Annotated in this window: 5 protein-coding genes and 2 riboswitches; of the genes, 3 read left to right on the top strand and 2 right to left on the bottom strand. The window is 63.3% G+C overall.

Annotated elements, in window-relative coordinates:
• Positions 1-288 precede the first annotated feature (288 nt).
• The gene (locus tag ABHM97_RS05560) at positions 289-837 is read right to left on the bottom strand and encodes a flagellar protein FlgN (protein ID WP_349469899.1); all 549 of its coding nucleotides are present in this window, start codon (positions 835-837) and stop codon (positions 289-291) included.
• Between the two features lie 210 nt (positions 838-1,047).
• Between ABHM97_RS05560 and ABHM97_RS05555 the strand changes: the two genes are divergently transcribed.
• The gene (locus tag ABHM97_RS05555; RefSeq protein WP_235518898.1) at positions 1,048-1,863 is read left to right on the top strand and encodes a sigma-70 family RNA polymerase sigma factor; all 816 of its coding nucleotides are present in this window, start codon (positions 1,048-1,050) and stop codon (positions 1,861-1,863) included.
• Positions 1,864-1,921: 58 nt separating this feature from the next.
• Here ABHM97_RS05555 and ABHM97_RS05550 read toward each other — a convergent pair whose 3' ends face one another.
• Positions 1,922-3,469, bottom strand: coding sequence for an MFS transporter (locus ABHM97_RS05550; RefSeq protein WP_235518901.1), 1,548 nt, complete (start codon positions 3,467-3,469; stop codon positions 1,922-1,924).
• A 72-nt stretch (positions 3,470-3,541) separates the two neighbouring features.
• On the opposite strand from ABHM97_RS05550, the gene ABHM97_RS05545 reads away from it, so the two are divergent.
• Both ABHM97_RS05545 and gcvP read left to right on the top strand, forming a co-directional pair.
• Positions 3,542-4,081: a TetR/AcrR family transcriptional regulator gene (locus ABHM97_RS05545; protein WP_235518906.1), complete on the top strand. Its 540-nt coding sequence runs from the start codon at positions 3,542-3,544 to the stop codon at positions 4,079-4,081.
• Between the two features lie 95 nt (positions 4,082-4,176).
• A riboswitch (glycine riboswitch) is annotated at positions 4,177-4,274 on the top strand.
• A 1-nt stretch (position 4,275) separates the two neighbouring features.
• A riboswitch (glycine riboswitch) is annotated at positions 4,276-4,400 on the top strand.
• Positions 4,401-4,452: 52 nt separating this feature from the next.
• Complete coding sequence (gene gcvP / locus ABHM97_RS05540; protein ID WP_349469898.1) at positions 4,453-7,299, top strand: aminomethyl-transferring glycine dehydrogenase; 2,847 nt, start codon at positions 4,453-4,455, stop codon at positions 7,297-7,299.
• Positions 7,300-7,305 lie beyond the last annotated feature (6 nt).

The raw sequence follows: 7,305 nt of genomic DNA, 5'->3' as shown, positions 1-7,305 counted from the left end.
AGGCAAACCCGGCGTGTCAGGCCAACCCCGGATCCACCGTTATTCCGACAGTCCCTCCTCACGTCCTAGGTGTGGGGCAGCGTCGGGCTGAAGGGGGTGGGTTGTGAGTGAGGGTTGGTGGGAAGGGGGTGGGGTGTGAGTGAGGGTTGGTGGGATGGGGGTGGGTTGTGAGTGAGGGTTGGGTTGTTGGGGGTGGGTTGTGAGTGAGGGTTGGGTTGATGGGGGTGGGTTGTGAGTGAGGGTTGGGTTGAAGGGGGTGGGATGTGATGGAGCGTCGGAAGGGAGGGACTAGCCCAGCTCCAGGAAATCGCGGAGCGACGTCAGGGTAGCCGAGTTCACTGCAGCCAAGGCCCGCTGTATGTTCGCATCACGGGCCAAGAGGTCAAGGTCCGCGTCCCCACCCGGTGCCTCATTGGTGCCCGATGCCAACGACGGTATCCCGGCCTCGTCCGGCGGGGCTTTCAACAGCTCGATATTCCGGGCAGCGGCAAGGTCAATTCCTGCCAACAATGCCGTCAATCCCCGGCAGTGATCGTCAAGGAGCTCGGGCCACAGTCCAGGGGGCGCCAGCGAAATAAGGGAGGGAAGGGTGGATTGATCCGGGGCTTTCCATTCGGCTGCCAGGGCCGAGGCCTCCACCCCGCGTGCGAGGGATTCGAAACGCAGATTTTCCAGGACTTTTTCGAGTTCGGCCGCAGTGAAGTTCAACCGGTGCCAGTTGCCTGCCCGGAGGTGCAGGAGCTGTGTTTCGAGGAGGAAAAGCAGGAAATCCAGCTGCCTCCGTTCGCGCCACAGCGTTGCCGATAGCTCGTCCGCCCCCACGGTTCCCCAATTCATTTTATGGCCCGCCAAAATCACAATTTGGCAGGGTTTATCTTTACTTCTGTCGAGCGTACACGCAGGGAGCTTTTGAGGTGGTATGTTCACTGAATACGTACCTGATTGAACGCTCAACAACGATGCTCTGATTGGTCTCTGGACATCGGCGAAACGGCAAAGAAGTCGGGTTTGCAACTCAATAATCCGGTCTCATGGGGGGACTCACTTTTGAATCGCGAACAGCGCAACGAGCTGGTGTTGCAGCACCTTCCGCTCGTTGGTTACCTGGTCTCTGACCTTTGCGCGCGCGCGTCGCATTTATCGCGCGATGATTTTGCTTCTGTCGGTGCCGTTGCCCTGATAACGTCTGCTGATTCCTTCGATCCGGACCTCGGTGTTCCGTTCGGTGCTTTCGCGCGCCGCCGGATCGTAGGTGCCTTCGCGGACGAGATGCGAGCCGGAGATTGGGCTACGCGGTCGGCCCGCAAGCGGATCAAGGAAACCTTGGGCGTCCAGGAGACCTTGACCAGCATGCTGGGACGGGGTCCCAGCGTCGCCGAGATGGCTTCGGCCCTGGGTGTCGAGCGCAGCCATGTTGAAGCTGCCCTGGTGGACGCATCCCGGACGCTGACGTCACTGGATGAGGTGGTGGCGGACACGGTTGCGTCCCCCACCGAATCCCCGGAACACTCTGTCCTGGCCGATGAGCGGATCAAGTACCTCCGTGCCGCCGTCGATGCCCTCCCGGAAAAAATGCGCTTCGTGGTCCAGGAAATCTATCTCGCGGGACGGTCCGTGAAGGAGCTTGCCGAGGAGCTGGGTTCCACGCACGCCGCCGTCTCGCAGCAGCGTGCCGAGGGGATCCGTCTCATGCGCGACGGCTTGGCTGCCCATTACGCCGATTCGCCCGACCAGGTTTTCGAACCGGAATCGCGCATCACAGCCCGCCGCCGCAATGACTATCTTTCATCCCTTGCCGCGGCAACCACGGGTGGAATCACCCGCGGCTTTGGCCTGGGAACCTCACTCAACAGCGCCGTTTAGACACTGACGCGAAGGAGGCCGGGCCGCTCAGCGACCCGGCCTCCTTGCGTAGCCTCGGCTAGTGCGCCTTGGGGACACGCCGGAGTACGACGGCGGCAAGGGCTGCCGCTCCGGCCATGAGTACCAGCCCAATCGCCGCAGTGATGTGGACGCCGGAGTCGAAGGCGACGCGTGCCGAGGCCGTCAATGCTTCAGCCAAGGGCGCTGGGAGCGTGGAAGCAACGTCAACGGCACCGGCCAGGGTTTCCCCGGACTTTTCGGCGGCGTGGCCGGATACGCCGTCCGGTATGACCAGGTTGTGCTGGTAGGAGGCGGTGAGGATGGAACCAAGGACAGCCGTTCCCAACAGCGAACCCAACTCGTAACCGGTCTCCGAGATGGCTGATGCTGCCCCGGATTTGTCAGCCGGTACGGAGGCCAGGATGAGGTCGTTGGAGATGGTCTCCGCCGCACCCACCCCAACAGCAAGAACTGTGAGAGCCGACAGGAGGAACACGGGGCCGCTGCCGTGGTCGCCCACCACCGCCACGAAGTAGCCAACGGCACTGAGCGTCAACCCTCCGGCCACCACAAAACCGGGCCGGACCTTTTTGACCAGGGGCACCACCAGCAGTCCGGCGATGACTGTTGCCAGCAGGGCCGGGATCATTGCGATACCCGCCTCCATGGGGGACTGGCCTTCAACCAATTGCAGGTGCTGGGCGAAGAAGTAGATGAAGCCGGTCATGGAGAAGAGGGAAAGTACGTTGGCAACGATTGCCGTACTGAATACCTTGTTCTTGAACAGGCTGACATCCAGCATCGGGCTGTCGATCCTCTGCTGGCGTCGGACGAAGAGGACACCCATCACCAGGCCGAAAAGCATGAACGCCGCGGCTGATGCCCCAAAGCCGTGCACTGCGAATTCTTTGATGCCGTAGACAAACGGAGCCATGGTCAAGATGGACAAAGCGATGCTGGGGACATCCACCCGGCCCGGGTTCGCGTCTTTGGACTCAGGGATGAGCACCCTACCGAAGGCAAGCAGCGGCAGCAGCAGGAAGGCTGCCACCAGGAAGACGGCGCCCCACCAGAAGTGTTCCACCAGCCAACCGCCGAAGATCGGCCCGAGGGCAGCACCGCCTGAGAACCCGGCCGCCCACACGGCAATTGCGAGCCGGCGGCGGTTGGGGTCGGTAAAGATGTTGCGGATCAGGGAAAGCGTCGAGGGCATCAGCATGGCGCCGAAAACGCCAAGGGCGGCGCGTCCGGCAATCAGCCATTCCGCGGAAGGCGCGAACGCCGTAGCAGCCGAAACCGCAGCAAAGCCTGTGCTGCCGATCAGAAGCAGCCGCCGTCGTCCGATCCTGTCGCCGAGGTTGCCCATGGAGACCAGCAGCGCGGCCAGGACCAAGGGGTAGGCGTCGACGATCCAGAGCAGTTGCACACCACCGACATCGAGGGATCGGGCGATCTCGGGCAGGGCAAAGGTGAGCGCGGTGTTGTCGACGGCCACCAGCAGTACCGGGAACATCAGGAGTGCCAGGGCCGTCCAGTCGCGCCACGGTGCAGGGCCCATGACGGGACGAGCTGAACGGGGAGCTTGGGTGGAGGACGGCGAGAACATGTCCTTACTGTACCGTCCAGACGGTATAGTTTCAAATTAATCCTCAGCAAACCTTTAGGGAATGATGTACTCATGCCACGAAAACCAGTTGCCCGGGACGCCGTCCTGGATGCCTACGAAGCCCTCCTTATAGAGGTAGGGGAGCGGGCCGCCACGCTCGATGCAGTTGCCAAGCGTGCGGGCGTCTCGAAGGGCGGTTTGCTGTACCACTTTCCGAACAAGGAGTCGCTGATTAGTGCCCTCCTGGAACGCCTGGACCAACTGGCAGTACAGGACATTGAGCAGATGAGGGCCGCGCCGGACGGCGCCGCTGCCTACTTCATCCGGACGTCGTTGTGGGCCGGGACGCCGATGGACCGCGCTTTCGTCGCTGCTACGCGGCTGGCTGAGGTTGCCCACGAAGAAACGCGCCGCAGGTTTGCCGGAATCCAAAAGCAGTGGCTCGATGTGCTGGCCAAGGATGTGGGACCCGAGGTAGCGAAGGCCGTTAGCTACATGGGCGACGGACTGTATTTCAACGCAATGTTCGAGGGCGGACAGGAGGCCGGCGACGACGGCCGGGAAGCCGACATCAAGATCCTGCTCGGAGTGCTGGAGCGGCTGCGGAAATAGCGCATCATCCCATTTGCGGCGACGCGCCGCACGTAGGACAATTAACCCTTGTGGCCTGCCTTGATCCGGGGTCGCGCTACAACTGAACATGCCTATGATCTGCGGCGGGAGAGTCCTGCAAGCACGTGATGCAGGCGCCGTAGGAGCAAACCCTCCCCAGGAATCTCTCAGGCCCACGCACCGCCGCGGCAAGGCAACTCTGGAAAGCAGCAGGCGCTCTGACCACCGAAGGGTGAATAGAGTGCTGTGCTCACCGACGGTGCAAGCGATGTTGTTCCAACAACGCGGAAACTCTCAGGTCCAATACAGAGCGGGGAGGAACCCAACCGCTGTGGCGTACCCAAACGCCGCCCAAGTAATGGAGTTCCTTCGTGACGGTTAGTTCTGCCTCCACCACCTTCGTTGATCGGCATATTGGCGCCCGCCGCCAGGCCGACATAGAGACCATGCTCAAGTCCGTGGGCTACGACACCGTTGACGCGTTGGTCGACACCGCCGTCCCCAACGACATCCGCCAGGACGTCGCCCTCACCCTGCAGAACGCCCTGAGCGAAGTCGAAGTCCTTGCTGAGCTGCGCAAGCTTGCCTCGAAGAACAAGACCGCCGTGCAGATGATCGGCCAGGGCTACTACGACACCGTCACGCCGCCGGTGATCCGCCGCAACATCCTCGAATCCCCGGCCTGGTACACCGCCTACACCCCGTACCAGCCGGAAATCTCGCAAGGCCGCCTCGAGGCACTCCTGAACTTCCAGACCATGGTCCAGGACCTGGTGGGCCTGCCCATCGCCAACGCTTCCCTTCTGGATGAAGCAACGGCTGTGGCCGAAGCCGTGCTGATGATGCGCCGCGCCAACAAGAACAAGTCCGCCCAGGACGGCAAGACCGTCCTCGACGCCGACTGCCTGCCGCAGACCATTGCGATCGTAAAGGGCCGCGCGGAAGCGCTCGGCTTCGAAGTTGAGGTCGCTGACCTGAGCGCCGGTCTTCCGGAAGGTGCCATCAACGGCGTCGTCCTCCAGCAGCCCGGCGTTTCCGGCCGTGTGTTCGATCATTCCGCCGTCATTGCAGAAGCCAAAGAGCGCGGCGCGCTGGTCACGGTCGCCGCCGACCTCCTGTCCCTCACGCTCATCACCCCTCCGGGTGAGCAGGGTGCCGACATCGCCGTCGGCTCCGCCCAGCGCCTGGGCGTTCCGCTGTTCTTCGGCGGCCCGCACGCCGCGTACATGGCCGTCCAGAAGGGCTTGGAGCGCTCCATGCCCGGCCGTCTGGTAGGCGTTTCCAAGGACGACGCCGGTGTCCCCGCCTACCGCTTGGCGCTGCAGACCCGCGAGCAGCACATCCGCCGCGAGAAGGCTACGTCCAACATCTGTACCGCCCAGGCATTGCTGGCCATCGTGGCCTCGATGTACGCCGTCTACCACGGCCCGGAAGGCCTGAAGGCGATCGCGGAGACCGCCCACAACCACGCCCGGACCCTGGCCGCATCCCTGAAGGCTGCCGGCGTCGAGGTCCTCCACGGCTCGTTCTTCGATACCATCACGGTCCGCGTTCCGGGTAAGGCTGCCGAGCTGGTGGCCGCAGCTGAGGCCAAGGGCATCAACCTGCGCGGCGTCGACGCCGACACGGTTGGCATCTCGGTGGATGAAACAACGACGACGGCGATTGTCGCCGACGTCGCAAGCGTCTTCGGCGCTTCGGTCACTGAAGCCGTTGAAGGCTTCGCGCTGGAGTCCTCCGTTGAGCGCACCAGCGGCTTCATGCAGCACCCGGTGTTCAACACCCACCGCTCGGAAACCCAGCTCCTGCGTTACATCCGCAAGCTCTCTGACCGCGACCTCGCGCTGGACCGCACCATGATCCCGCTGGGTTCGTGCACCATGAAGCTCAACGCCACGGCTGAAATGGAAGCTATCTCCTGGCCGGAGTTCGCTTCCATCCACCCGTTCGCGCCGGACTCCCAGACAGAGGGTTGGCGTGAGCTCATCACCGACCTCGAGGCGCAGCTGACCGAGATCACCGGTTACGACCAGGTCTCCATCCAGCCGAACGCCGGTTCCCAGGGTGAACTCGCCGGGCTCCTCGCGATCCGCGGCTACCACCTCTCCAACGGTGACGAGCAGCGCAACGTCTGCCTCATCCCGGCTTCCGCCCACGGCACCAACGCTGCCTCTGCAGTCCTTGCGGGCATGAAGGTAGTGGTCGTTGCCACCGCGCCGGATGGCACCATCGACCATGTTGACCTCAAGGCCAAGATCGAGGCCAACCGCGACGCCCTCTCGGCAATCATGATCACCTACCCGTCCACGCACGGTGTCTACGATGCCGACGTCCGCGAAGTGTGCGACGCCATCCACGAAGCCGGCGGCCAGGTCTACATCGACGGTGCCAACCTCAACGCCCTTGTTGGCCTTGCCCAGCCGGGCAAGTTCGGTGGCGACGTCTCGCACCTGAACCTGCACAAGACCTTCTGCATCCCGCACGGCGGTGGCGGACCGGGCGTTGGTCCGGTTGCTGCCAAGGCACACCTGGCACCCTTCATGCCGGGCGATGCGGCTTCCTGGACCGAAGGCAACGACGTTCCGATTTCCGCATCCCGCTTTGGTTCCGCCGGTGTCCTGCCGATCTCCTGGGCATATGTGAAGCTCATGGGTGGCCAGGGCCTCACCGAAGCAACCAAGTCCGCACTGCTCGCTGCGAACTACATCGCGTCCCGCCTCAACGACCACTTCCCGGTGCTCTACACCGGCGAAGGCGGACTCGTGGCACACGAGTGCATCCTGGACCTGCGGGAACTGACGGCCAAGACCGGCGTCACCGCTGAAGATGTGGCCAAGCGCCTCATTGACTTCGGCTTCCACGCCCCCACGCTCGCCTTCCCGGTTGCAGGGACCTTGATGGTGGAGCCCACCGAGTCCGAAGACCTCGTGGAGATCGATCGCTTCATCGAAGCCATGATCACCATCCGCAAGGAAATCGACCAGGTCGCTGCCGGTGACTTCTCCGTGCAGGACTCCCCGCTTCGCCGCGCGCCCCACACGGCAGCCGCCGTCGTAAGTTCCGACTGGGACCGCGCCTACCCGCGTGAGCAGGCTGCCTTCCCGGTCCACCACCTCAAGCAGGACAAGTACTTCCCGCCCGTTGGCCGCATCGACGGCGCAGCCGGAGACCGCAACCTGGTCTGCTCCTGCCCGCCGATCGAAGACTTCGAGAACTAGGGGGTT

This window comes from Paenarthrobacter sp. CAP02 (assembly GCF_040137855.1).
Classification (GTDB): domain Bacteria; phylum Actinomycetota; class Actinomycetes; order Actinomycetales; family Micrococcaceae; genus Arthrobacter.
This window is presented reverse-complemented; position numbering and strand designations above follow the sequence as displayed.

What these genes read in the sequence shown, in the direction of transcription:
- ABHM97_RS05550 (WP_235518901.1), bottom strand. Translation starts at nt 3,469, where the DNA reads ATGTTCTCGCCGTCCTCCACCCAAGCTCCCCGTTCAGCTCGTCCCGTC.
- ABHM97_RS05545 (WP_235518906.1), top strand. Translation starts at nt 3,542, where the DNA reads ATGCCACGAAAACCAGTTGCCCGGGACGCCGTCCTGGATGCCTACGAA.
- ABHM97_RS05560 (WP_349469899.1), bottom strand. Translation starts at nt 837, where the DNA reads ATGAATTGGGGAACCGTGGGGGCGGACGAGCTATCGGCAACGCTGTGG.